The sequence below is a fragment of the Arenibacter palladensis genome (genome assembly GCF_900129275.1).
GTDB classification, from domain to species: Bacteria; Bacteroidota; Bacteroidia; order Flavobacteriales; family Flavobacteriaceae; genus Arenibacter; species Arenibacter palladensis.
The window spans coordinates 170946-195048 of the sequence record NZ_FQUX01000005.1 but is presented as its reverse complement, the minus strand read 5'-3'; the positions used below and the strand labels follow the sequence as shown (position 1 = coordinate 195048).

At 40.6% G+C, this 24103-nt stretch carries 21 protein-coding genes; 9 read left to right on the top strand and 12 right to left on the bottom strand.

The features are described from left to right. Both xylA and BUA60_RS14960 read left to right on the top strand, forming a co-directional pair. Nucleotides 1-1326 (top strand): xylose isomerase, encoded by a 1326-nt coding sequence (gene xylA, locus BUA60_RS14965; RefSeq protein ID WP_072863042.1) that lies wholly within the window; start codon nucleotides 1-3, stop codon nucleotides 1324-1326. Nucleotides 1327-1450: 124 nt separating this feature from the next. After that, nucleotides 1451-2467 (top strand): LacI family DNA-binding transcriptional regulator, encoded by a 1017-nt coding sequence (locus BUA60_RS14960; protein ID WP_072863040.1) that lies wholly within the window; start codon nucleotides 1451-1453, stop codon nucleotides 2465-2467. Nucleotides 2468-2491: 24 nt separating this feature from the next. Here BUA60_RS14960 and BUA60_RS14955 read toward each other — a convergent pair whose 3' ends face one another. Together BUA60_RS14955 and BUA60_RS14950 are read right to left on the bottom strand one after the other, a co-directional pair. Next, nucleotides 2492-3565 (bottom strand): phosphotransferase enzyme family protein, encoded by a 1074-nt coding sequence (locus BUA60_RS14955; protein ID WP_072863038.1) that lies wholly within the window; start codon nucleotides 3563-3565, stop codon nucleotides 2492-2494. Between the two features lie 12 nt (nucleotides 3566-3577). Then, nucleotides 3578-4468 (bottom strand): nucleotidyltransferase family protein, encoded by an 891-nt coding sequence (locus BUA60_RS14950; RefSeq protein WP_072863036.1) that lies wholly within the window; start codon nucleotides 4466-4468, stop codon nucleotides 3578-3580. Between the two features lie 264 nt (nucleotides 4469-4732). Between BUA60_RS14950 and hemN the strand changes: the two genes are divergently transcribed. The 3 genes from hemN (at nucleotide 4733) to BUA60_RS14935 (ending at nucleotide 8188) form a co-directional block, all read left to right on the top strand. Continuing rightward, nucleotides 4733-6094 (top strand): oxygen-independent coproporphyrinogen III oxidase, encoded by a 1362-nt coding sequence (hemN, locus tag BUA60_RS14945; protein WP_072863034.1) that lies wholly within the window; start codon nucleotides 4733-4735, stop codon nucleotides 6092-6094. 54 nt (nucleotides 6095-6148) lie between these two features. Beyond that, the gene (locus BUA60_RS14940) at nucleotides 6149-6970 is read left to right on the top strand and encodes a universal stress protein (RefSeq protein WP_072863033.1); all 822 of its coding nucleotides are present in this window, start codon (nucleotides 6149-6151) and stop codon (nucleotides 6968-6970) included. Between the two features lie 111 nt (nucleotides 6971-7081). After that, nucleotides 7082-8188, top strand: coding sequence for an amidohydrolase family protein (locus BUA60_RS14935; protein WP_218587928.1), 1107 nt, complete (start codon nucleotides 7082-7084; stop codon nucleotides 8186-8188). Nucleotides 8189-8216: 28 nt separating this feature from the next. Here BUA60_RS14935 and BUA60_RS14930 read toward each other — a convergent pair whose 3' ends face one another. The 8 genes from BUA60_RS14930 to ccoS form a co-directional block, all read right to left on the bottom strand. Next, nucleotides 8217-9086, bottom strand: a complete 870-nt coding sequence (locus tag BUA60_RS14930; RefSeq protein ID WP_072863236.1) for a PIG-L deacetylase family protein — start codon at nucleotides 9084-9086, stop codon at nucleotides 8217-8219. 141 nt (nucleotides 9087-9227) lie between these two features. Beyond that, nucleotides 9228-9929 (bottom strand): sulfite exporter TauE/SafE family protein, encoded by a 702-nt coding sequence (locus BUA60_RS14925; RefSeq protein ID WP_072863031.1) that lies wholly within the window; start codon nucleotides 9927-9929, stop codon nucleotides 9228-9230. Between the two features lie 35 nt (nucleotides 9930-9964). Next, the gene (locus BUA60_RS14920) at nucleotides 9965-10423 is read right to left on the bottom strand and encodes a FixH family protein (RefSeq protein ID WP_072863029.1); all 459 of its coding nucleotides are present in this window, start codon (nucleotides 10421-10423) and stop codon (nucleotides 9965-9967) included. A 77-nt stretch (nucleotides 10424-10500) separates the two neighbouring features. After that, on the bottom strand, nucleotides 10501-11919 hold the full coding sequence (gene ccoG / locus BUA60_RS14915; RefSeq protein ID WP_072863027.1) for a cytochrome c oxidase accessory protein CcoG: 1419 nt from the start codon (nucleotides 11917-11919) through the stop codon (nucleotides 10501-10503). A 66-nt stretch (nucleotides 11920-11985) separates the two neighbouring features. Beyond that, entirely contained in the window at nucleotides 11986-12864 is an 879-nt protein-coding gene (locus tag BUA60_RS14910; RefSeq protein WP_072863025.1) for a cbb3-type cytochrome c oxidase N-terminal domain-containing protein, read from the bottom strand. After that, nucleotides 12861-13058 (bottom strand): cytochrome C oxidase subunit IV, encoded by a 198-nt coding sequence (locus BUA60_RS14905; protein WP_072863023.1) that lies wholly within the window; start codon nucleotides 13056-13058, stop codon nucleotides 12861-12863. Before BUA60_RS14905 ends, BUA60_RS14910 begins: the two co-directional genes overlap by 4 nt. A gap of 3 nt (nucleotides 13059-13061) precedes the next feature. Beyond that, nucleotides 13062-15263: a cytochrome-c oxidase, cbb3-type subunit I gene (gene ccoN / locus BUA60_RS14900; protein ID WP_072863021.1), complete on the bottom strand. Its 2202-nt coding sequence runs from the start codon at nucleotides 15261-15263 to the stop codon at nucleotides 13062-13064. Nucleotides 15264-15265: 2 nt separating this feature from the next. Next, a complete protein-coding gene (gene ccoS / locus BUA60_RS14895; RefSeq protein ID WP_072863020.1) occupies nucleotides 15266-15472 on the bottom strand; it encodes a cbb3-type cytochrome oxidase assembly protein CcoS in 207 nt (68 codons plus the stop codon). Between the two features lie 374 nt (nucleotides 15473-15846). Here ccoS and BUA60_RS14890 point away from each other — a divergent pair, with 374 nt between their 5' ends. Then, nucleotides 15847-18495 carry a DUF7133 domain-containing protein gene (locus BUA60_RS14890; RefSeq protein WP_072863018.1) on the top strand — a complete coding sequence of 883 codons (2649 nt, stop codon included), beginning with the start codon at nucleotides 15847-15849 and terminating at the stop codon, nucleotides 18493-18495. A 115-nt stretch (nucleotides 18496-18610) separates the two neighbouring features. On the opposite strand, the gene BUA60_RS14885 is transcribed toward BUA60_RS14890, so the two are convergent. After that, nucleotides 18611-20989, bottom strand: coding sequence for a heavy metal translocating P-type ATPase (locus BUA60_RS14885; protein WP_072863016.1), 2379 nt, complete (start codon nucleotides 20987-20989; stop codon nucleotides 18611-18613). A gap of 173 nt (nucleotides 20990-21162) precedes the next feature. Here BUA60_RS14885 and BUA60_RS14880 point away from each other — a divergent pair, with 173 nt between their 5' ends. After that, nucleotides 21163-21798, top strand: a complete 636-nt coding sequence (locus BUA60_RS14880) for a Crp/Fnr family transcriptional regulator (protein ID WP_245802558.1) — start codon at nucleotides 21163-21165, stop codon at nucleotides 21796-21798. Nucleotides 21799-22054: 256 nt separating this feature from the next. After that, complete coding sequence (locus tag BUA60_RS14875; RefSeq protein ID WP_072863012.1) at nucleotides 22055-22957, top strand: universal stress protein; 903 nt, start codon at nucleotides 22055-22057, stop codon at nucleotides 22955-22957. On the opposite strand, the gene BUA60_RS14870 is transcribed toward BUA60_RS14875, so the two are convergent. Further along, complete coding sequence (locus tag BUA60_RS14870) at nucleotides 22950-23177, bottom strand: hypothetical protein (RefSeq protein ID WP_072863010.1); 228 nt, start codon at nucleotides 23175-23177, stop codon at nucleotides 22950-22952. The two genes, BUA60_RS14875 and BUA60_RS14870, sit on opposite strands and share 8 nt — an antisense overlap. A gap of 224 nt (nucleotides 23178-23401) precedes the next feature. Between BUA60_RS14870 and BUA60_RS14865 the strand changes: the two genes are divergently transcribed. Then, a complete protein-coding gene (locus BUA60_RS14865) occupies nucleotides 23402-24097 on the top strand; it encodes an NUDIX hydrolase (RefSeq protein WP_394333326.1) in 696 nt (231 codons plus the stop codon). Nucleotides 24098-24103 lie beyond the last annotated feature (6 nt).

Below are 24103 nucleotides of genomic sequence, written 5' to 3'. Positions count from 1 at the left end.
ATGGCAATAATTGGAAACAAAGAATACTTTAAAGGAATAGGTGATATTAAATTTGAAGGTAAGGAATCCGATAATCCTTTGGCATTCAAATATTATAATCCAGACCAAGTGGTTGCTGGGAAAACCATGCGCGAGCATTTTAAGTTTGCCATAGCCTATTGGCATACCTTCTGCGGACAGGGAGCGGATCCGTTTGGTCCAGGTACCCAGAATTTTGCTTGGGACCAGTCTTCGGACCCTGTGCAGGCGGCCAAGGACAAGGCAGATGCAGCTTTTGAGTTTATCAGTAAAATGGGGTTTGATTATTTTTGCTTCCATGATTTCGATCTTATTCAGGAAGGAGCCACTTTTGCGGAATCTGAGAAACGTTTGTCTGTAATTACCGATTATTTGAAGGAAAAAAAGGCCGACTCAGGAATCAAATTATTGTGGGGAACTGCCAATTGTTTCTCCAATCCACGTTATATGAACGGGGCTGCTACCAACCCTGATTTTAATGTAGTGGCAAGGGCAGGGGGCCAGATAAAATTGGCCTTGGATGCTACTATTGCCCTTGGCGGCGAGAATTATGTTTTCTGGGGCGGAAGGGAAGGATATATGTCCCTTTTGAATACGGATATGGGACGCGAACTGGATCATATGGCCCAATTCTTAGGGATGGCCAGGGATTATGCCAGAGCCCAAGGATTTATGGGAACCTTTTTTATAGAGCCCAAGCCTATGGAGCCTTCCAAGCATCAATACGATTTTGATACGGCAACTGCAATAGGTTTCCTACGTGAATACGGTTTGGAGAAAGATTTTAAAATAAACATAGAGGTGAATCATGCCACCTTGGCCCAGCATACTTTTCAACATGAATTGGCAGTGGCGGCGAAGGCCGGAATGTTGGGTAGTATAGATGCCAATAGGGGGGATTACCAAAATGGATGGGATACCGATCAGTTCCCAAACAATATTCAAGAAACTACCGAGGCCATGTTGGTTTTCCTTAAAGCGGGTGGACTGCAAGGTGGTGGCGTAAACTTTGATGCCAAAATAAGAAGGAATTCTACGGATTTGGATGATGTTTTCCATGCCCATATTGGTGGTGCGGACACCTTTGCTCGTGCCTTGCTTACTGCAGATAGGATTATTTCTTCCTCTGCCTATGAGAAGATGCTTGCGGAAAGATACAGTTCCTTCGATTCAGGCAAAGGGAAGGACTTTGAGAATGGTAAGTTGAACTTGGAAGCCCTTTACAAAATTGCCCAAGAAAATGGGGAATTGAAGTTGCAGAGCGGGAAACAGGAGTTGTTCGAGAACATCATCAATCAATACATATAAGAGGCATAAATAGCACTAAGCTATTGGGCGATCGACTTGGGTTAATCTAAAGATTTTTACAAAAAATCTTTTAATAATATTATAAAGGGAGTTATTTTACCGAAATTCGGGATAAGATAATTCTATGAAAAAAATAACCCTAAAGGAGATTGCCCAATATTTTGGTGTTTCCATTTCAACGGTTTCCAAGGCCATCAATGATAGCCATGAAATTAGCGATGGACTAAAGGCCAAAATACAGCAGTTTGCCAAGGACAATAAATATAGGCCAAATAAAGTGGCCCTTAGTTTATTGCAGCGGAAGACAAAGACCATAGGGGTTGTAGTTCCCAATATTCTCAATTATTTTTTTACACAGGTATTTTCAGGGATTGAAAAAGTAGCTAATGAACGTGGATATATTCTACTTAGCTGTATCAGTGATGAATCCTATGAAAAGGAGGTTGCCACCCTTGAGTTTCTAGGAGGTGGTACCGTTGATGGATTAATTGTGTCCATGGCGGAAGAAACACAGTTTAAAAACAAACTGGATCATTTTCAAAATATCTTGGACGAACAGATTCCTTTGGTAATGTTCGATAGGGTTTCGGATGTGATCCCATGTGACAAGGTAGTGGTTGATGATTTTGAGGCCGGTTATAAAACCACCAAATATTTTATAAACCTCGGTTGCAAAACGGTTGCCCTAGTTACCGCTATTGATCATTCCAGCGTGGGGAAACTTCGGGTGGAAGGATATAAGAAAGCCTTGGAAGAGTCTGGTATTCCCTTTGATGATAAATTAATATTAAGGGTAGGCAAGGAGGACGATATGGAAGTTCTAATAACTTTTTTATTGAATTACAAACCTATAGACGGTATTATGGCTTTGGATGAAATTACGGCGGTAGAAGTCTTGAGATTGATTAAGGCCAGGGGGTATAGGGTGCCGGAAGATATCTCCGTAATAGGATTTACCAATGGCAAATTATCGCGCTACGTAAGTCCGGCACTTACTGCAGTGAGTCAGCACGGTACTTATATAGGGGAGACGGCGGCCAAGGTCCTTATTGAACGGATAGAGAGCAAGGAATATAGGGATTGTACCACCAAGGTGATTAAAACCAGTCTAATCGTTAGGGATTCCACCAGAAGGGTTTAATCGATACCAAAACCCAAAAATGTTTTAAACCTTTGGTGTAAGCCCCTCCTTGACCACTTGGGTCATATATTCTATTTCTTGAAGGGCTTTATTGGTAAAATTGAACAAGCTTAGGCAGCGGTCCAAATTCTGGTTTTCGTAAGATACCTTGTAATATATATTGTCGTTCAAATAGTCAGTTAGGGCCCTTAAACCGTGAATGAAGGGCATAAATACGGCACCCCAAGGCAAGAGGTCAATTTCTTCTTTAGATAAAAAGGGACCGTTACTCTCAAGGCCCCTTATAAAGGCTTCGAACAATGGTCTTTCAAAAGTAATCTTGTCGTGATCCTGTTCATCTTCGGCGGCGGTATTGGCAACAGTTCTTATGGCATCGCCAAAATCAAAGTAAAAATACCCTTTCATGATGGTGTCCAGGTCTATAAGGCAAAGTGCCTTATTGTCTTCTTTGGAGAAAAGGATGTTGTTTAATTTGGTGTCGTTGTGACAAACACGCAACGGCAACTTGGAATTGTCCAAAATTTTCAGTTTTTCCAAGGTTTCCTTAGCAAAGCTTATGGCATTTTCGGCAGTTTCCAATTTTTCTGCTTTCGCGGATTGAATGGATTCCTCAAATTGCTTTTCCCTTAAAGGGAGATTGTGAAAATTAGGGATGGTATCCACATATTTGTCCAAGGCCGCCTCCGCCAAAAGTTGATGGAATTTTCCAACCACCCTTCCGGCCTCGAATGCAATGTTGGTATCCGTGGCATTGTCGTAGGCCGTGGTATTGTTGATATAGGACATCAACCTCCAATAACCTGTTTTTTTATCCTTATAATAAGAATTGTCCGATTCCGTTTTAAGGAGTTCAATGGCCGTGTAATTTTCGTCCTCCAAATGTTGAAAGGCGTTGGCAATATTGCCCATTAGCCCATGTACATCCTTAAAGACATTGTGGTTTACTCTTTGGAGTATATACAAGGGGTATTGGTTGTCCAGGACCAAATAGGTGTCATTGATATAACCTTGGTTTATTCCTTGGAACTCATAGGTTTTCCTATCTATAGAGAAGTTTTGCAACAGCTCGTTGAGCTCAACATTTTTATTTACAATCATAAATAAGCCGTTCTAAACATTGTCCCAAAGAGGAGAGGTATACCCATTATTGTCTGTCATACGCTGTAATTCTGCAACTGCAATGTCCTTATCGCTGGCATAAGTAACCCCAAACCATTGACTTGCGGAAGGAATTACATCTACATCTATCAGATTTTTAGCAATCATTTCCTTTATGGCGAACGGAAGATAAATTTCCCCTTTGGCATGGTTATCCTTATTTCCTATAAAGTCCTTGAGGTACTCGGTAATAAATGGAAATATGGAAGGCTGACAAACCCAGAAGTTCATGCTTACCAATTCTTCTCCAGTAAATTCGGTGCCCGAATCGGAATCAATTATTACATTGTCCTTGGCTTCTATTTTGGTATGCTCGTGAATGGAAGTCAATTTTCCGCCATCCGATTTACAAACTCCCCTAGATACCGATCCATGCTCGGATAAGGTGTTTTTGAGGATATAGGCAATAAGGCCAAATGTTTCTTTGTTGCCATTGGTCCTAATGAAATCGGCAGCACTTTCAAAAGCATTTTTGCCGTAATAATCGTCCGCATTAATTATGGCAAATGGTTTGTCAATTACATTTCTAGCGGTCCATACAGCATGTGCCGTGCCCCATGGTTTTAGCCTTTCACCTTCAAAGGTTACTCCTTCGGGAAGGTCGTTTACTTCCTGCGCCAAAACATCCAGTTTAATATTTTTGGGCAATCTGCTGGATAAATGCTCCTTTAAGAAATCTACATTTTCCTTTTTTGTAATGGCAACTATGTGGTCAAAACCATTTTTCAGGGCGTCATAAATACTGAATTCCATTAAGAACTCGTCTTTTGGACCCAAGTCGTCAAATTGTTTTAGTTTGCCATATCGGCTTCCACTACCGGCCGCCATTAAAAGTAATGTCATAATTGGTTATTTTTAAGTTTACAAAAATATAGTTTTTATCATAAAGGGACTTCTAGAACGGATTATTTAAAAAATTAGTTTCTAATTGTACTGTTTTTAACGATTCTTTAAATTAAGGCAGGCTTCCAAGAATCATTATTTTGGCAATTGAATGGGCTGGAATAGTGGTCCTTAGTTTGTTGGTGGTAGCGAAACCTGATAAGTGTCATATTTTTAAAGGCGGCCCCGTGGTACTTTTGTGGCTATTGTAAATAACAATAGCTTATGACCAATTTAGTTCAAAAATACAATATCCCCGGCCCCAGATATACCAGTTACCCTACGGTTCCCTATTGGGATTTGGAATCTTTTTCTGGCCGACAGTGGCAAAGTACTTTAGTCAAAAATTTTAGTGAAAGCAATGGGGACGAAGGTATAAGTCTATATATCCACTTACCCTTCTGTGAAAGCCTTTGTACTTTTTGTGGGTGTCATAAAAGAATTACCAAACGGCATGAAGTTGAAAATCCGTATATCAGCGATGTCCTGACAGAGTGGAAACTTTATTGTGATTTATTTAAAACAAAACCAAGAATTAAGGAGCTTCATTTGGGGGGAGGAACCCCAACTTTCTTCTCACCGGAAAATTTAACAAGGCTTATCAACGGTATTTTTACCTCGGCCACCCGTGCGGAGAATTACGAGTTTAGTTTTGAAGGACATCCCAATAACACCACCAAAGAACATCTGAAAGCGCTTTATGATGTTGGATTTAGAAGGGTAAGTTATGGGGTTCAGGATTATAACAAGAAGGTGCAGCTTGCCATTCATAGATGGCAACCTTTTGAAAATGTAAAAAATGTTACCCAATGGGCCAGGGAAATAGGATATACTTCCGTGGGCCATGATATTATTTTTGGCCTGCCCTTTCAAACAAAGGAAGATGTTATAGAGACTATTTTAAAGACCAAACAATTAATGCCAGACCGTTTGGCATTCTATAGTTATGCCCATGTTCCTTGGTTAAAGGGAAATGGACAGAGAGGGTATAAGGATTCCGATTTGCCATCTGCCGAGGAGAAGCGTGAGCAGTATGAGATGGGCAAGGCATTATTGGCCGAAGTAGGCTATTCGGAAATAGGAATGGATCATTTTTCACTAAAATCGGATTCGCTTTTCAAAGCTATGGAGAAGGGAACCTTGCATAGGAATTTTATGGGATATACAGCTTCTAAGACCAGGGTAATGGTAGGTTTGGGTATTTCCAGTATAAGTGATAGTTGGGATAGTTTTGCACAAAATGTAAAAAGTCTGGAAGAGTATCACCATCTGGTGGAAAGTAATATTATTCCTGTTTATAGAGGACACATTTTAACCGAAGAAGACAGGGTTATTCGCAAGCATATCTTAAATTTAATGTGTAAATTTAAGACTAGCTGGGAGAATCAAAACGAAAGGTTCAACGAATTGGATGAGGTCCGGGACAAACTAAAGGAAATGGCTATGGATGGTCTTGTCGAATTTGTTTCGAATGGTATTTATGTTACCGAAAAAGGAAGGCCTTTTGTACGCAATGTGTGTATGGCTTTCGATCTGTACCTGCATCGAAAGGCACCGGAGACCAGATTGTTTTCGATGACTATTTAGATGTACCGGGCTAGTGTTTAAGCTCTTGATAATAAAATCAGTAAAAATAAATCTATGAAAAAAATTATTGTACCCGTCGATTTTTCAGAACAATCCGAAAATGCACTAAAAACGGCCGCTTCCATTGCTACAAAATACGGATCCGAGATTTTTGTCCTGCATATGCTGGAGTTGTCAGAGGCCCTTGTTTCCTCCAATGAGCAGGCACATTATGAGCAAGCCGTTTTCTTGATAAAATTGGCAGAAAAAAGGTTTGAAACATTTTTGGAAAAGCCATACCTAAAGGGAATCAAGGTTACACCTATAGTTAAGCACCATAAAGTGTATAGTGAAGTTAATGCGGTTGCGGAAAAGCACCAGGCAGATCTGATAGTTATGGGCTCTCGGGGAACCGATGGAATCAAAGAAATCTTTGTGGGTTCCAATGCGGAGAAAATGGTTAGAAATTCCAATGTTCCCGTTTTGGTAATAAAGGATTATATTGAAGGTTTTGAGGTAAAGAGATTTGTTTTTGCCAGTGATTTTGAAGAGGAAAATTTGGAACCCTTTCAAAGGGCCAAGAATTTGTCGGATAAGCTTGGCGCTGAATTGATTTTAGTATATGTCAATACTCCTGGAGATAATTTTCTGAGTACAAAGGATGCTTTTAAGAAAATAAATAAGTTTCTTCATTTGGCCAAAGCGAGTTTGGAAGTCGAAATTTATAACGACTACTCTGTGGAGAGGGGAATACTTGCTTTTAGCGAAAGTAGGAATGCCGATTTAATAGGATTGCCCACTCATGGTAGAAAAGGCCTGAGCCACTTTTTAATGGGCAGTATAGGGGAGGATGTGACCAATCATTCCAAAATACCTGTTATCACTTTTAAAATTTAGCAGACTTGGGGGTCAATACGGCCAGCAACCTTATTTAAGCACGTTGTCTATGCCAAGGATAGGTTAAATTGCTTGTTCTGAGTAACGTTTAAATTATTATATTTGAGAGACATGGATAACCGCAACGGTCTAATTTCCATGAATCTCGATATGAAAATTTACTACTCCATTTTTTTATGCATTGCTTTTGTTTCCGTTTCAGTAAAAGCGCAGGAAGACATTCTACTTAAGGATTACGATCCAGTATCAATTTATAATACACCTAGTACCAAGGTGTCCAAAGCTAAATTTCCTGCGGTGGATTTTCACTCCCATCCCTATCCAAAGTCGGAACAGGAAATAAGTGAATGGGTAAAGACAATGGACCGGACAGGGGTTGCTAAATCAATCATACTCACTTATCAGACCGGGAAGTCCTTTGACAGTATCGTTAATCTTTATTCCAAATACGGGGACCGTTTTGAGCTATGGTGCGGCTTCGATTTTACCGGATACGAAGAAAAAGGATGGAGCAAGCGCGCAGTAAAGGAATTGGAAAGATGTTTTAAGATGGGAGCAAAGGGCGTTGGAGAATTGGGCGATAAAGGTTTTGGATTTTTTTACTCCAAACCAACACCGGCAGAAGGGATGCATGCGGATGATGATAGGATGAAGCCTTTGTGGGAGAAATGTGGTGAATTGGGTATGCCGGTAAGCATACATGTGGCGGATCCTATGTGGATGTACGAACCAATGGATGTCCATAATGATGGCCTGATGAATGCATACAAATGGAGAATAGATACTACAAGGGAAGGATTGCTAACGCATGCAGAACTAATTACTACCTTGGAAAATGCAGTTAGGGAAAATCCCAAAACCACTTTTATTGCCTGTCACTTTGCCAATTGTAGTTACGATTTGGATATTCTGGGGAGACTTTTGGATAAATATGATAATATGTACGCCGATATTTCGGCCAGATATGCGGAAACGGCTGCTGTTCCCCGATATACAAAACGCTTTTACGAAAAGTATCAGGATAAATTGGTCTATGGTACCGATATGGGAACCGACCCGGAAATGTACGAATTAACCTTTCGCATTCTTGAAAGCGAGGATGAACACTTTTATGACAAGAATATATCTTCCTATCATTGGTCGTTCAATGGGCTGGGCCTTAGCGATGAGGTTTTGAAGAAAGTATATAGTGAAAATGCCAAGAAAATCCTGGATTAGGCACTACTGCCTTTTGTCCTAATTGGGATTATTTTTGGAGCATGGGGAAAAGTGTCCTGATCTCTTCATCGCTGGGTTGCTTGCCGTACTCACATATTTCAAAACCCTCTATATGTTTAGCGCTGTAAGCTTTGATTCCGTACCATTTTTCTGCACATTTCAGGAGATCCTCCTTGGGAGGTTTTGATCTCCAATTGGCCAACATTTCCAATCTGCCCTGATCGTCCTTGGGTACTTTGTCCAAATTTCCGGCTGTCCAAGGAAGCCATTCAAAGAATTGGGATTTGTGTGCCGACATAGCATACACCTTTTGATCAAAAACAGTATCGATGATGACAGCAATATCAGGTTCGAACGGGCTGGGTTTTTGAAAACTATCCTCCGAGTATAGGAAGACGGGATTTTTTTGGAGCGGTGGTACTTCCGGGGCTACATTGGGAACTATTACCATGTAGGCGGCGTCCTGTACCAGAACCCCTGTATAACGGTGGTCCGGATGATAATCATTGGGTCTGGGCGCAATGACCACATCGGCATTCCATTTTCTGATTTCACGTATCACCTTTAGTCTATTTTCCAAAGTAGGCATCAATTCCCCATCATGGTTGTCCAAAACCGTATAGGCTACGCCAAATCTTTTTCCTGCTTCCTTGGCCTCGGCTATCCTTACTTTGGCAAGCTCTCCGCCGCCCATGGCATAATGGCCGGCATCACCGTTGGTCAAGGAAACGAATTTTACGTTATGACCCATCTTGGCCAGTAAAATGGCCGTACCTCCAGTGTCTATATCGCAATCGTCGGGATGTGCACCGAAAACGATGACGTTTATTTTTTCGTTCTGTGAAAATAATACCGTCCAATTTAAAAGGAGATAACATAGAAGTATGATTTTCTTCATTGGAGAATGTTTAAGGTTGGTTGAATATGCACTATGCATTAAATGGACAGGCAATCCTTGCGAAAGCTAAGTCCCTATGTACTTGAAATTTACATTATTTTTAGCTACACAGCAAGTTTAAAAGGCTGGTGGAATTGAAAATTAATGGCACTCCAGGGTACTGTCTACGACCTCTATGACAGGTTCGGGCGAAATATAGGGAATACCAAGACCCATTCCCCTTAAAATAAACAGTAGTCCTACCAGGATTACAAATACTGGGATTAATCGCTGCACCGATTTTTTTGCCGAGCCTTTTAACATACTGCCAAAGTAGACGGCAGTAGTCATTAATGGAATGGTGCCTAGACCAAATAATGCCATGAACAATGCGCCAAGCCATGGGTTGGCGGTGGCAATACTGCCAAAAACAGCCATATAAACCAATCCACATGGCAGTAAGCCGTTTAGGAAGCCAATGGTGAGAAAGGTATCTGGACTCTTTTTTTGTAATTCTTTCCCAAGTCTACTTTTTATTTTGGTCAAAAAGGAATAAATGGGTTTGGAGAAATTGTATTTGCCAAAAGTGTTGTATGGAATTAGGATGATGACGATCATTAGGATTCCGATGATTATGGAAAGTCTTTGTTGTAGGCCAAATACATATAGTCCTTTGCCCAAAAATCCGAAAACGAGACCTATAAGGCTGTAGGAGGCAAGTCTGCCCAAATGATAAAGAAAGACTTGAAATAATTTTTTAGCTGGTTTGTTGTGGTCTACGGGTAACATAAAGGCTATGGGGCCGCACATTCCAACACAGTGAAAGCTTCCCATTAGACCCAAAATTACGGCAGATAACAACATAGTACATAGGTATTGACCTAAGGCGTTTACATTCCTTATTTATCTTGGTGATAGGTTATTTTTTTCTTGAACAAATAGACTTCACCTTTATATTGCCAAGATACTTTAATGTCCCAGCGACCATCCAACAAACGATTGTCAGGTATGAGCAAATAGTCTTGTGATAGACTTATGGGTAAGTCAAAATCCAAGTGCTTGTTAGATGGTCTGTAAAGGGACACTGTGCCTTTTATATTTTCTGCATTCAAGTTATTTGGGAATACCAATTTTATACCTTTATCGGTCGTTTCCAATGTAAGGTCCACTTCTTTGGTACGCGAATTATTTTCTGCGTCAATTTCATTCTGATAACCTAATTCCGCTCCATAGTAGTTTTCTGTGACCAAATCGTGATTGGCCCTGTTATCCATGCTCATTCGGACTACAAAAAATAGAATAAAACTTATAAACCCAATGAAGGCTAGTACAATTCCGGTTCCCCAATTAATTTTCATGGCTTTTAATTTAGTTTGGATTTCCACTATATTGGGAAATCTATTCGTTTTTTAGGTATTTAACCTGTTTTTTTAATTTACTTATAGCTTCTGGGGGCTAAAAATCTGGCCGTTGCCGTTTCAATTAACTTATCTCCACTATAGACCCCAATACTTAATTTGTTCTTGTCACCTTCCAAAGCCGAATTGTTTATTTCTACAAATAGGGTACCTTCCGCCAATCCCTGTGCAGGTACCGTAAAAAGTTGGTGCCTCACCAGGTTGATGGTCCCTTTGTGCGACATAAGCTTAAAACTGATGTCTGGAATATCCTTGGTGGTTTTGTTTACCAATTTATACGTATAAACGTTGCTAATAATATTACCTTCCTTATGCTCGTAGAGTTGTCCTGGAAGTCTTAGGATATTTGCTTCCACTTCATTCCTTAAAAACAGCATTCCTATCAAAATTCCGGTAAGAATCACAAGCACTGCAGTGTAACCTTTTAGTCTGGGTGTAAATTTGAACTTGGATTTTTTCTCGATATTGTCTTCACTGGCATAACGGATCAGTCCTTTGGGGAGGTTTACCTTTTCCATTATGGTGTCGCACTCATCAATACAGGCCGTACAATTTACACATTCCAATTGGGTTCCGTTTCTTATGTCAATACCTGTAGGGCAGACGTTTACGCATTGAAAACAATCAATACAGTCGCCATGTCCCAAGGCTGTCCTATCCTCTCCTTTTCTAAACTTTTTTCTTCCGTTTTCAGCCTCTCCACGTTTATGGTCGTAGGCCACAACAATAGACTTATTGTCCAGAAGTACGCCTTGCATACGTCCATAGGGGCAGGCTATGATACATACTTGTTCCCTGAACCAGGCAAACACAAAATAGAATACCGCAGTAAAAATTAAAAGTGATACCAGGGTACTTACATGTTGTAAAGGGCCATCGGTGATATATTCAATCAATCGGTCACTTCCAATTAAATAGGCTAGGAATACATTGGCTATTAAAAAGGAGATAATAAAGAATACAATCAGTTTAAGGGCGCGTTTTCTAATTTTCTCTGCGTTCCAAGGCTGCTTGCTAAGGCGTATTTGGGCGCCTCGGTCACCATCGATCCAAAATTCGATCCTCCTGAATACCATTTCCATGAAGATCGTTTGGGGGCACATCCAGCCACAAAAAATACGTCCAAAGGCAACTGTAAATAGGGCTATGAATATTACCCCGATGATCATGGAAATTACAAAAAGATGAAAATCCTGTGGCCAAAAAGGGAACCCAAAAATATTGAAACGCCTTTCCAGTACATTGAACATTAGAAACTGATTGCCATTCACTTTTACGAAGGGGGCCAGAAAGAGAAATGCCAAAAGAACATAACTTACATACTTGCGATATTCATAAAACTTGCCGCTTGGCTTTTTGGGATATATCCATGCCCTTTTTCCCTCCTCGTTAATTGTTCCTATGGAGTCCCTAAAATTGTCCTGGTCCTGTGCCATTTCTTTGTTCTACTTTATTGTAATTATGGGTAAGCCTAAAAATGTACCCGATAATGTTTTAAGTGTTTACTCTTCAGTCCAGATTTCTCCTTCTGCGGCCTTTGGGTTGGCAGGTGTCTTGCCGTTTATTTCCGAGAGAATATAACTGGCTACCTGGGCTATTTCGGCTGGTTTAAGAGTCTGTTTCCACGCTATCATGCCCTTTCCGTCCCTTCCGCCTTCGGAAATGGTATGGAAAACGTTTTTCACACCGCCTCCCAAAATCCAATATTCGTCGGTTAGATTTGGTCCAATACCACCTCCGCCGTCCGGCATGTGGCAAGCTACGCAATTGGCGGTGTATATTGCCCCACCTGCTTTAATGTCCGCGGCTTCCGTTAATAGTTCAACCGTGTTGGCGTCAACTAAACCTTTGGCTGTTTTTTTATACTCTTCTATGGCTATCATGGCTTCGGCCACTTCCTGTTCATATTCCATGTCCTGGGTGTAGTCATTGAAGACATGGAAACGCGCTAGGTAAACCACACCGAAAATGATGGTGGCATAGAACATATACACCCACCAAGGCGGAAGATTATTGTCCAATTCACGGATACCGTCATAATTGTGGTCCAGAATAATTTCCTTTTCTTCCTCAACAGGTTTGTTACCAGTGATTTTTTTCCAGAAAGCTTTGCCCCATTTCCATTCCCATTGCTTGGATTTGGACGCCAAATATCGCTCTTGTGCTTCGGGGGAAAGGGTTTGGAACATTACATTTTCAACTGATTTAAGGATCAATTCAATACCCACCAATATGAACAACACCACCAACATAAACACAAAGGTTATTGGGTATTCAATAAATGCGGGTTTGTCCCCGGAGTCAATAAAATACTCCATCAATCCGAAGATTAGGAAAAAGATTAGTGGAACTCTTATCCACCAAGGTGACATATTTCTCATAACGATTCTTCTTTAGGTTGGTTTTCTTCTGTTTCTAATGGTATTTGGCTAACTTCTTTTATATGTTCCTTAGAGGCAGTAAATACCCACCAGAAAAGAATGGTAAAAAACAAAAAGAAAATTAACAGTGATATCATGGGATAGGTGGCAACGCCATCTATACTTTCCATATAACCTTTTACGAATTTTAGCATGACTTATTTGTTTTGTGAAATTATTTCGTCCGTTTCCTTTATTTTTATATCTGTTCCCAGACGTTGTAGATAGGCTATCATAGCTACAATTTCCCTATCTTTCATCTCTATGAATTCCTCGCCGTTTTCGGCAGCATATTTTTTGTCCTCTTCATATCCTTTGGCAAAATCCGGATCGGAGTATAGATTTTTTTCTATTTTGGTTGCTTGCTCATTCATAGATTGTTCGGCATTCGCAATCTCCTCATCGGAATAGGGAACCCCAAGAGTTACCATGGTTTCCATTTTAGACTGAATATTACTTCTGTCGTGCCTATTGCGCACCAACCATGAATAGGATGGCATGATAGATCCGGAAGAGGTACTTTGTGGGTCGTACATATGGTTTAAGTGCCAGTTGTCCGAATATTTGCCACCTACCCTTAAAAGATCTGGTCCGGTACGCTTACTTCCCCAAAGGAAAGGGTGGTCGTACACATACTCTCCTGCTTTGGAGTACTCGCCATAACGCTCAACCTCACTTCGGAAAGGCCTTACCATTTGGGAGTGACAGCCAACACAGCCTTCCCTTATATATAAATCCCTGCCTTCCAATTCCAGAGGGGTATACGGCTTAACGCTGGTTATCGTTGGAATGTTCGATTTTACCAGAATGGTGGGGACAATTTGGATTATCCCTCCAATTAAGATGGCAATGGTAGCCAAAATGGTCAATTGAATAGGCTTACGCTCCAACCAAGTATGGAATGTTTCTCCAGCGGTTCTTTTCTTGGATACGGTAGTCAAAGCTGCCGCCTCAGCCAATTCATCTTCTACATTTGTGCCCTGCTTAATGGTAACCACTACGTTGTAGATCATTACAATTGCACCAACAATATACATGGTACCACCTATGGCCCTCATCCAGTACATTGGTATAATCTCATTTACGGTTTCCAAAAAGTTACCGTAAGCCAAGGTGCCGTCTGGGTTAAATTCTTTCCACATCAAGGCTTGGGTAAAACCAGCAACATACATGGGAAGTGCGTAAAGTATGATTCCTAAGGTACCTATCCAGAAATGGAAATTGGCCATGGGAAGTGAGTGCAACCTTGTTTTGAACATTTTTGGAACCAGCCAGTAGATCATACCAAAGGTCAGGAACCCATTCCATGCCAAAGCTCCTACGTGTACGTGGGCAATAATCCAATCACTAAAATGCGCAATGGCATTTACATTTTTTAAGGAAAGCATTGGGCCTTCAAAAGTGGCCATACCGTAACCGGTAATTGCGACCACCATAAATTTCAAAACAGGGTCTGTCCTAACCTTGTCCCAAGCTCCACGCAAAGTCAAAAGTCCGTTGATCATACCTCCCCAAGAAGGAGCAATTAGCATAATGGAGAATGCCACCCCTAAATTTTGGGCCCATTCCGGCAGGGTAGAATACAACAAATGGTGTGGACCGGCCCAGATATAGATAAATATCAAAGACCAAAAGTGTACGATAGATAATCTATAGGAATATACTGGCCTATTGGCCGCTTTGGGTACAAAATAGTACATTAATCCCAAGAAAGGTGTAGTAAGGAAGAATGCCACGGCGTTATGCCCGTACCACCATTGTACCAGTGCATCCTGTACTCCTGCATATACCGAGTAACTTTTTAAAGCACTTACAGGTAAGGCCAAGCTATTAAAGATATGGAGTACTGCAACGGTTACAAATGTGGCCAGGTAAAACCAAATTGCCACGTACAAATGGCGTTGTCTTCTTTTTAGCATTGTTCCGATCAGGTTCCAGCCAAATGCCACCCAGACCACGGCAATGGCCAAATCTATAGGCCATTCCAATTCTGCATATTCTTTGGACGAGGTGTACCCCAGGGGTAAGGTGATTGCTGCCGCTACTATGATGGCCTGCCATCCCCAGAAATTGAAATTACTTAGGGCATCGCTGAACATTCTCGCCTTTAACAAGCGCTGGGTAGAATAATAGACCCCGGCAAAGATGGCATTTCCTACGAAGGCAAATATAACCGCGTTGGTGTGCAAGGGCCTAAGTCGGCCAAAACTCAACCAGGATATCCCATCGGTTAAATTTGGAAAAAGAAACATAAAGGCAAGCAATAGGCCTACCGACATTCCCACAATTCCCCAAAACATAGTTGCATAAAGGAATTTTTTTACGATTTTGTTATCGTAATAAAACTGTTGTACTTCCATAATTACAATTTTTGACTTTCACTTTTTTGGTTAGATATTTCTTCGGTCTTCTCGGGAGTACTTTTTACAAGTTCATCTTCGAAGAGCATACGAACGGATGGGGTATAGGAATCATCATATTGACCACTCTTGGTAGCAATAATAAAAGCCGCAAAAAAAATGACGGCTACAACAATACTTAAAGTCAACAATAAATAAATAACACTCATACCTACCTGAATCAGGGCGTAAAACTAAACATGGGGGCTGTGGAATAATATGACATTTATCAGCTTTTGATAAAATATTGCAAGTTCTCCTCACCAAAAACATTTCAAAAGTACCCTCCTTTCAAATATCCTAGTTATTAATGTAAAATACACATTCGAAACTTTAAAATAATAAAGGTTTCATTTAAGATTGTGCAGGACACTAATAATGGGGATTCATCTAAAATAATGTTCTCCTATCCGTAATAATTCAATTTAATCATGGATTTATGGGAAAGATTTTTAGTTTTGCCGCTACTTTGTTGAAAATCCGGTAAACCTTAACTGGTTTTTCTGCCCTCAGGGTTTAATTATAAATTTTAACGGAATTGAATATGTTTAAAAAGGCAGGCTTTATTTTATTTTCAAGTTTAATGTTTTTTAGTTGTAAGCAAGGGGAGGTTCCATGTACCCCTAGTACCGAGGCAATTAATTATCCTTCCAGCGATTCTTTGGCCCAGGTTCTGAACTGGCCCGAAGATTTGGCTATTACCGGTTTTTCTGGTCCCGACTTAACGCCGAGTCCTGCCTGTATGGCGGTTGCTGCTACCGGGGAGGTTTTTGTTGGGGTAGATATGATGGGCTCCCTAGGGAAGGAGATGAACAAAGGTTTTATAAAACGTTTGGTAGATTGTAATCACGATGGAATAATGGATTCCCATACCGAGTTTGCCCAGGTGGATAATCCACGAGGCATTTTGGCTATTGGGGATCAGGTATTTGTTTTGCATACTACTTTTTCACCCGAAACAGGGAAGGCCTTTAACATGGACTTGGTAGTATTTGAAGATAAGGACAAGGACGGTGTGGCCGATGGCCCAGCAAAGGTCTTGATAAAGAATTTGAGCAATTCCAAATACCTTGCCGATAGAGGAACGGATCATGCCACCAATGGCATTCAGATGGGGATAGACGGATGGATATACATAGCCGTGGGCGATTTCGGTTTTCACAATGCCACAGATCGCGAAGGAACACAATTGACCATGTTGGGCGGTGGGGTATTGCGAGTGCGTCCGGATGGAACCGAAATGGAAGTGTATACCCATGGTTTGCGGAATATATACGATGTGGCCATTGACCCTTTTATGAATATTTACACTAGGGGAAATACCAATGATGGTGGTGGCTGGAACATAAGATTTATTCATCAGATACAATCTGGGGAATATGGTTACCCCGTGCTTTTCAAGCATTTTACGGAAGAGATCCTTCCCGCTTTGGTGGATGTTGGCGGTGGCTCAGGAACTGGGTCCCTTTATATGAACGACAATCGCTGGCCGGAAAAATATAATAATGTTCCTATGATGGCCGATTGGGGTAGAAGCTATCTATATTTTCACAGGCTTACTGAAAATAAGGCCAGTTTTATACAAGATGAGGAAGAGTTTATCCAATTGCCACAGATAACCGATGTGGATGTAGATGCAGCAGGTGCTATGTACCTTTCGGCTTGGGATGGTGCCGGATATTCCGGAAGCCCGGATAAAGGATATGTCGTTAGGGTTTTACCTGAAAACTATAATTACGAGCCATTCCCCAATCTAGAGGAATTCTATTGGACAGGCAGTTTGGTAGATCTTCTAAAGGAGGGCAATGCCAAGACTCGCTTAAGTGCCCAATACGAATTGATAAGGAGAGGGAAAGGAGCCGATAAAGTATGGCAATTGGCACAAGACAGCTCTTTGTCATTGGAAGTGCGTGCCGCGGCTATATTTACTTTTGCCCAATTGACTGGGGAAGGCGGAATTGATCGTCTGGTTACATTAACTGAAGATCCACAGGTTCAAGAATATGCGCTAAGAGCCTTGTCGGACCGTTTGGGGACAATAGAAAAAGTGCCTACAGAACCATTTGTAAATGCACTGAAGTCCGATTCTGACCGGGTAAAGGCAGCTGCAATTGTTGGTTTGGGCAGACTGGGGAAAAAGGAAGTGGCCAATGATTTATTGGAGATTGCAGTTCCAAATTCATTTAAAGCTCCGGAAATGGGGACGGAAGGACCTCATGCCAGGCCAAATGCAGAAATTGTTGTGCCACATTTAGCCGTTAAGGCATTGGTGAAATTAGATGCTGTGGACGCTTGCGTAAGTGCCTTGGATACCGATCAGAGGGATATGGCCCTTTGGGCAATGCGATATATGCATAGCCCCAAGGTTGTTGATGGATTGATCAAGGCTTATGTAAAAACTGACGATGCCGTTTTTAAGAATAAAATCATAAATACCTTAGCGCGTATTTACCACAAAGAGGCGCCTTATGATACTTCCTGGTGGTGGAGTACCCGCCCGGATACCCATGGCCCTTATTATAAAACGGTGGAATGGGATTACACTCCTGTGATACGTTCGTTTTTAAAGGGCGAATGGGAAAAATCTTCGGAAGATGAAAAGGGACTGTATGCGGAATTGAACAGTAAATACCGTTTGGCGATCGATGATTTTGGTACCGTGGAAATAACCGCTCCCAAGGAGGATATGCCAACGGTTGACCTTGAAAAGATTAAAAACAAAAAAGGACAGATCGGGGAGGCTTCCATTGAGGATATCATGATTGCCTTGAAAAATATAAAGGGTGATCCCGAAAAAGGAAAGGAAATCTTTAAGAACCAGGCTTGTTTTACCTGTCATAGTGTATCTTCCGGCGAAGTAATGAAGGGTCCTTTTATGGGGCAAATAGGTTCCATTATGAACAGGGAGCAGATTGCGGAGTCCATTCTGAAACCCAATGCCTCCATTTCCCAAGGATTTTCCACGGTACGGATACAGACCAAGGGAGGGGACAATTATGTTGGTTTTGTAACCCAGGAATCGGCCACTGACCTGACCATAAGAAATATTGCAGGTATAGCTACCCAATTAAAAAAATCCGATATCGCCGAAAGAAAGGAGTTGGAGACCTCAATGATGCCTTCTGGTTTGGTGAATGCCCTTAGTTATGAGGAAATGGCTTCTTTGGTAGCCTATTTGGAGCAACAGAAATAAGGGAAGGGACTTAAAATATTAGTTATTACACAAGAAAAGGGCAACTGTTCCAAAACAGTTGCCCTTTTAATTATTAGGTTATTTCCAATTCCAAAATTTATTTTTCGGATAATTATTACTGCCTTAGTTTTCTACCCAAAAGGTTTGTAGCTACAGTAGTGAATATCACAATACTGATAGAGCTTAATGGCATTAGAATAGCGGCGATAACCGGCTGTAATTGTCCCGTTACCGCAAAGTACAAGCCTACTAGGTTGTACATCAAGGAAAGTATGAAACTTAGCTTTATGATCTTAATGGCTTTTCTTGAGGCTAGAATATACTGGTATAGGGATTTGAAATTTTTAGCGTCCAGGATGCCGTCACAGGCAGGTGAAAAAACATTTACGTTTTCTGAAATGGCTATGCCCACATTGCTTTGTGCCAGAGCTCCCGCATCATTTAGTCCGTCCCCTACCATCATTACCTTTTTGTTTTGGTCCTGGAGCGACTTTATAAATTGGAGTTTGTTGTCCGGTTTTTGATTAAAATATAGTGGTGTTCCCTCGGGCAATAACTTGGTAAGGTTGGCTCTCTCCCCGGCGTTATCCCCTGAAAGTATTGCCAATTCCAGGTCTCTCGACATTGTTTTAAAGGTTTCACCTACCCCGTCCCGGTATTGGTTCTGAAAAATAAAACAGCCCTTATATTCGTCGTTGGAACTTAAGTGGACAGAGGTACTGTCCTTATTGTTTATGTTGGTGTTGCCTACAAAGGCGGCAGAGCCAATTTTTACACTGTCCGTTACGGTTGAACCTTTGATTCCCTGGCCCAAATATTCCTCGTATTCCTCTAACGGTACTATGTTTTGTTCTGCCAACATATCATAAAGCTTTCTGCTCAATGGGTGATTGGAGGAGCGTAAGGTGTTTTTCAGCAAAGACTCTTCTTCACTTGTCAATTCCAAGCCTTCATAGTAGACATTTCCCTTTTCGGCCGTGGTAATGGTACCTGTTTTATCGAATATGGCGGTATCTATCTGAGCCAATTGTTCTATGGTCTGGGTGTCTCTTAGGTAAAAGCCGTGGCGGCCGAAAATTCGCAACATATTGCCCAAGGTAAAAGGGGCTGCCAAGGCAATTGCGCATGGGCAAGCAATTATAAGCACGGCGGTAAAGACATTTATCGTTTTACTTGGGTCTATTATCAACCATATTATGGCGGAGACGAAAGCGATGGTCAGTACGGCAATGGTAAACCTTTTGCCAATACTGTCCGTTAAGGTTTGGAAGCTGCCCGATTTGTCTTGTTGGAAAACGGCATTGCTCCAAAGTTGCGTAAGATAACTTTGGGAAACGGATTTTATAGCTTCAATTTCTATGGCACTACTGATCTGTCTTCCCCCTGCATAAACTTTGTCTCCAGATATTTTGTCCACCGGTTCCGATTCACCGGTTACAAAGCTGTAGTCGATCTTGGCATTTCCGTTGATCAGAATGGCATCAACAGGAATTAGTTCCCCATTTCTTATAAGGAGTCTGTCTCCGGCTTTAATATCGTATACTTGAGTGTTCTCTTCCGTGTTTTCACTTGTTATTCTGGTAACGGCAATAGGGAAGTAGGATTTATAATCCCGTTCAAAAGACAAATAGGAATATGTTTTTTGTTGAAAAAATTTACCAAGAAGTAAAAAGAAAACCAGTCCCGTAAGGCTGTCGAAAAAACCCGATCCCCAATCGAAAATGATTTCTGCGGTGCTTCGAAGGAATAAAACCAAAATTCCCAGTGCAATTGGGATGTCAATATTTAAGAATTTAGATCTTAGTCCCTTGTAAGCCGATATAAAATAATCTTGGGCCGCGTAGAAAACCACTGGCAAGGAAAAGGCAAACATAAGCCATCTAAAAACCCCTTTAAATTGTTCCAGCCAAAATTCCCCTACCTCAAAATATTCAGGGAAGGAAAGAAACATGACATTTCCGAAGGCAAAGCCGGCAATCCCCAATTTATAGGACAAACTGCGGTCTGTTCCTTTTTTGGTCTTATCGTAATCATCCAAGGAAATATAAGGTTCATAGCCAATTCTCGACATTAGTATTACCAGCTCCTTCAGTGAAACCTTATCGGAATTAAAGGTGACCCGAACGGTCTTTTTGGGAAAGTCTACTTGGGAACTGTTTATGCCCTTGTTTAGTTTGTTCAGGTTTTCCAATATCCAAATACAGGAACTACAATGAATATGGGGAATGTATAGATTTATTATTTGGGTGCCGTTATCGTTAAACTCAATGAGTTTTTCTACAATGTTTTGGGATTCTAGAAAGTCATATTTGCCTTCCACTTCCTTAGGCGAGGCACCCGCGGCAGACTGTAGGTCATAATAGTAGGATAGGTCGTTGTTGGAGAAAATCTCATAAACGGTTTTACATCCATTACAACAAAAATTTTTGTCATTATGATTTATGGGATTGTTCCCGCAATCGTCACCACAATGATAGCACGTTGCCTTATCCATAGATTATTTGCTTAATACCTGCATGCAAAGATGCTCATGATTGCCATTTATAAACATGATAATTGTCAGTTTTTGCTCTGTTAATAACCTTTAAATTTGTCGTATCAGGTAATTTTTTAGTTATGGGCAGATGTGAAAATTGTATTATTCGTCAATTTAATTCCTTACGTGCAATGAGCAAGGAAGAATTGAAAAGGGTTTCAGACACCAAAACTACCAAATTAGTAAAAAAAGGTGAAACTATTTTTGGCGAAGGAGACAAGCTAAATGGTGTTTTCTGTGTTAGGGATGGAGTCTCCAAGTTGTCCAAATTAAGTCCAAACGGGAAGGATCAAATAGTGAAACTGGCAACTCAAGGTGCAGTTCTGGGACAGCGTTCCGTAATTACCGAAGAAGTGGCCAACCTAAGTGCAATTGCGGTTAATGATATGGAGGTATGTTTTATTCCCAAGGATGCCATTATGGATAGCCTTAACAGTAATCCCAATTTTGCTGTGGAAGTATTAAGACATATAGCCCACGATTTAAAGGAAGCCGATGATGTTATCGTAAATATGTCGCAAAAAACAGTAAAGCAGAGAATTGCGGAGGCTTTTATATATTTAGAGGAAAATTTTGGAAAGGATAAGAACGGCTATTTGGCTTTAACGCTATCCCGGGAAGATATAGCCAATGTAGTTGGTACGGCTACAGAATCTGCCATTAGAATTATTTCAGATTTCAAAAAACAGGGGTTGATAAAAGCTTCTGGAAAAAAAGTGGCCATTGCGGATAGAAAGGCCCTTGATGAAGTGGCAAAAGGAGGCTAATTTTTATCCTTGCCTATATCAGCGGGCCATACTTGCTGCCTTAATTCCCCATTTATCTCTTCCCATTATATTATTCATTTTTTTTGTACATAATTAGAGAGAATTACTATCCCTAATGGGCAACTATCGAAGCTCTTATGCGTTGGTAGGTCAATCCAAAAAGCTGATAAATATCATAGTTCAGGTTTTGCACTTCCCATAATTTTACCCCATGGTTTTAACCTCTAACCAAGGTTTTAATAAAATATAAAATAGTTTGAAAAAGATATTGTTACCTACAGATTTTTCTCCCAATGCTTGGAATGCAACCAAATATGCAATTTCCCTTTATAAGCATGAGGAGTGCGAGTTTTATATTTTGAATACATATACGCCTACCATTGCACATAGTAGGTTTATGGCTACAGGCGCCGGTGGCAAAGCCTGTGAGGATGTAGTAAAGACTAATTCCGAAAAAGGTTTGGAGCAACTCCTGGCCAAGATTCAGGAAAAGTATCATAATCCTAAACATAAGTTTATTACGATCTCTTCCTTTAGTCTATTGGTAGATGAAATAAAGAACATTATTGAGACCCATCAAATTGGTTTGGTAATTACGGGAACAAAAGGCGCTTCCGGTTTGGAGGAAGTTTTCATGGGGAGCAATACCGTAAGAATTATAAAATCTATAAAGAACTGCCCCGTACTGGCCATACCACAACATTTTAAATTTAAGACTCCTTCCGAAATAGCATTTGCAACAGATTTTAATAGGTTTTATACAACTTCAGAATTAAGACCCCTATTGGAAATGGCAAAATCCTTTAAAGCGGCCATTAGGATAGTCCATGTGCAATACGAGATTAAATCGCTTACAGAAGTACAACAGTTCAACCTTAATATGCTTAGAAAGTACATAGGTGAGGTAGAGCATTACGTGCATACGGTTTCAGAATTGAATTCGGTTTCACAGACCTTGGAGGTGTTTGCAAACGAATTGGACATCCATTTGTTGGCCATGCTCAATTATCAGCATAGTTATATGGAAAAAATGACACGTGAACCTGTTATTAAACGATTGGCTTTTCACACCCAAATACCCCTATTGGTAATACCGGAATTAGGTATGGGAACTCCTCCTAATAACAAAAACCGAAAGGAAATTTCGGCCTCTAATTAATTTCACCACTTAACGGATAATCCTCATAGAAGTCCTTAAAGGTCTTGTCTGTGGTATAGTTGTCCGTAAGCACTTTGAACACCATATATACGAGCATTATTTGTCCAATGACCGTAATGTAAAAAACCCAATTAAAAGGAAAGTTCATAGTTGCCATTATGGTCAAGGAAATTAGGACCAAGGTTGTTGCGACTACCCAGAACATAGCTGTATTTTTCATCTTTTTTATTACAAGTTATTGAAAATCAAAAAAGTTTAATGTTAAATGACTGCTAAATGTGTACGGGGCTATTTTTGGTATTTGGATGAAAAATTATAAGTTGAATTGGTCATGGATATCTATTTCTGGGTTTTATGATAAGGTTTAGGGTTTTAAAATCGAGGCGATTAATGATTTGAAATTTATTTTTGATATTTTAGTACATTATAGTTTAAATGAAGGCCTTGGAGAATTATCTACCTTATATTGAGCAGCCCAAAATACTGGTGGCAACAGACTGTATTGTTTTTGGTTTTGATGAGGGCATTTTGAAGCTCTTGGTCTTTAGAAGGAGAATAGATCCTTTTAAGGGCGAGTGGTCCCTGATTGGCAGTTTTGTAAATGAAGAGGAGAGTGTTCCGGATGCTGCCCGCCGTGTTCTTTTACAGTTTACGGGCCTGGAGAATATTTTTTTGGAAGAACTTAAGGCGTATAGCGATGTGGACAGGGATTCCGGTGCAAGATGTATTTCCATTGCCCAATATGCATTGATCAGAATTAATGACTACGATAGGGAACAGGTAGAATTGCATGGCGCCAAATGGTTTGCTCTGGAAGATGTTCCCCACTTGGTACTTGATCATAATACTATGATTGCCGATGCTTTGGACCGACTAAGGCAGAAAACTACGCACAAGCCTATTGGATTTGAGCTTCTTCCTGAAAAATTTACCATTCCGCAGCTTCAGTCATTGTATGAGGCCATACATCAGACAAAATTGGATGACCGTAATTTTAGAAAGAAACTATTATCCTTCGATTTGCTCATTAAATTGAACGAGAAAGATAAATCTACCTCAAAAAAAGGCGCCTTTTTGTATAGGTTCGATTATGACAAGTACAAAAAATTGGAAGAATCAGGATTTAATTTTGTACTCTAAGCAATC